Raw genomic sequence first — 253 nt, 5'->3', positions numbered from 1 at the left:
GGCGAGTTGATGGTGGGCCTGACCGAGTACTTTGCCTTCTACAACAGTGAGCGACCGCACCAATCGTTGGGAAACAGGACGCCTGATATCGTATACCGAACCGCGAAGGGTGGTGGGGCGGTGATCATAGATAAATTCAGTGGCCTTGAGGGGGACACCTCTGTTCCACCACGACCCGCAAAGTGTTCTGCCGTCAAGGAACCCGGATCATCAGATGAAATAGTGAAAACCAAACCAGATGCAAAATCGGGGC

Annotated in this window: 1 pseudogene; it reads left to right on the top strand. The window is 53.8% G+C overall.

Annotated features, from left to right (window positions below):
• Positions 1–138, top strand: a pseudogene (locus IV91_RS17010) (integrase core domain-containing protein); the annotation flags it as partial.
• Positions 139–253 lie beyond the last annotated feature (115 nt).

This window comes from Ferrovum myxofaciens (genome assembly GCF_000735045.1).
GTDB lineage: Bacteria > Pseudomonadota > Gammaproteobacteria > Burkholderiales > Ferrovaceae > Ferrovum > Ferrovum myxofaciens.
This window is presented reverse-complemented; position numbering and strand designations above follow the sequence as displayed.